This window comes from Bacillus cereus group sp. N12, assembly GCF_016483575.1.
GTDB classification, from domain to species: Bacteria; Bacillota; Bacilli; order Bacillales; family Bacillaceae_G; genus Bacillus_A; species Bacillus_A toyonensis.
In genome coordinates, this window is the sequence record NZ_JAEHBO010000174.1 from 1 (window position 1) to 1,907 (window position 1,907).

Below are 1,907 nucleotides of genomic sequence, written 5' to 3' on the forward strand. Positions count from 1 at the left end.
TCTAGCTTCGTCGGCAGCGTCAGATGTGTATAAGAGACAGGTCTCCTGTTGGTCCCGTTGAACCTGTTAGACCCGTATCTCCTGTTGGTCCTGTTGAACCTGTTGAACCCGTATCTCCTGTTGGTCCTGTTGGACCGGTATCTCCTGCTGAACCTGTTGAACCCGTTGGACCGGTATCTCCTGTTGGTCCCGTTGGACCTGTTAGACCAGTGGCTCCTGTTGGTCCTGTTGAACACGTAAATGGTGGAGTAGAGGAAAAAGTAGGACCAATCAAACTTGGATTTAATGCAGTAGCACGTAGAATTTCATTTTCTTCTGACATATCTCACCTCCAAAAAGTACTTTTCATATTAAATAAATGCATTACGGAAACATTTATGACGGGTTTGGCTCTTTTTCACATTCAATCTGATGAATTGAAGCTGACGCTACCCTTTGAATAAAGTTCTTTTTTGATTTGTAATTAAATTCTAGAGTGGCCCCTCATACTCCGAATCGTTTCCCTCTCTCTTATAGTTAGCTTAATATCCCAATAGAGTAAACCCTATTGGGATAGACATTACGTATAAAGAAAAAGTTTCAGCTGCTACACAAGACAGCTCTATATAGGAAACTGCAAAATAAAATATAAGAAAACACACCCGCCTAAATTGGAGAAATTTTCGGTTGTGGTGGGTTATTCTTTGAATCGTTTCCGTACCCATGTCCATCAAATTAAAGATTTGAAACCACCCCAAAATGAAAATTTCACCTTTTTACAGTTATTTATAGAATTCGGCTCATTTTTTTCGTTTTGGAGAACAAATAATTTCTTAAGTTGATGGATGTGAGGTCCCACCACATGCCTATCAAGCTAAGAAAAACAAATACCCCAAAATGAGAAAAATCGATCTAACTCTTCGGCAAATAAAGATAACTCTTGTTTTTAACTTCAAAAATAGTCTAAATCCTTAAGTTGATGGATGTAGGGCGGGCCCCCAATAAGAACGGTATCTAAGGCTGTATGAGAGGTAGAGGATGGGACCCCTTCTACTTAATTTATTTTGATTGATCATGAGGAACCGTTACAGTAGCTGTTTTGGTTGTAACATTCCCTGTGTTGTCCTTAACAGTGTATGTCACAGTGTATATACGTCCATTTCCACTTCCCAGTCTATCTGCACGAAGACTAAAGGAGTCAGTGGACCCACTAATAGGTTTATTATAATTTGCATTCTGAATATCATCAGATTGAAGTGTTTCATTGCTGGTAATGGATGTTAACACTACTGAATTGATTCCTGATGTACCATCAGAAGCATTAATTGTAGCTGTAATCGGAACCATTTTATGATTAGGCGGCCATATTGTTGTTTTGTCTAAACTGATGTTTAGCACAGGAGCTGTTTTATCTAGTTTAATTGTTTTTGTATTAAATTGTTCGGTATTTCCAGCATTGTCTACGCTCCAATAGGTTAGAATGTGGACTCCTTCATCAGAAATCTGGATCGCATTTCCACTCTGTGTGGAACCATTATCTAGTTGATAATAGGTGGAAGCGACACCAGAACCCCCATCATTATCAGTTGCAGTTAAGTTAACGGTAACATCTTTATTCACCCAATCTGTTGGTGCGTTATCGGTTGTAACAGGTACCGTTTTGTCAATTTTTACAGTAGTGATATGTTGAGTCTCTACATTTCCGGCGTTGTCTACGCTCCAATAGGTTAGAGTGTGGACTCCTTCATCAGAAATCTGGACTGTATTTCCACTCTGTGTGGAGCCATTATCTAGTTGATAATAGGTGGAAGCAACACCAGAACCCCCATCATTATCAGTTGCAGTTAAGTCAACGGTAACATCTTTATTCACCCAATCTGTTGGTGCGTTATCGGTTGTAACAGGTGAAGTTGTGTCATCAGGTTTTT

The 1,907-nt window shown here is 39.5% G+C and carries 1 protein-coding gene and 1 pseudogene; both read right to left on the reverse strand.

The window, feature by feature from the left end; genetic code table 11:
- Positions 1 to 40: 40 nt before the first annotated feature.
- Positions 41 to 322 (reverse strand): annotated as a pseudogene (locus JDS92_RS29955) (exosporium leader peptide-containing protein); the annotation flags it as partial.
- 716 nt (positions 323 to 1,038) lie between these two features.
- A partial coding sequence (locus JDS92_RS29960) for an OmpL47-type beta-barrel domain-containing protein (RefSeq protein WP_374191352.1) occupies positions 1,039 to 1,907 on the reverse strand: 869 nt, incomplete at its 5' end.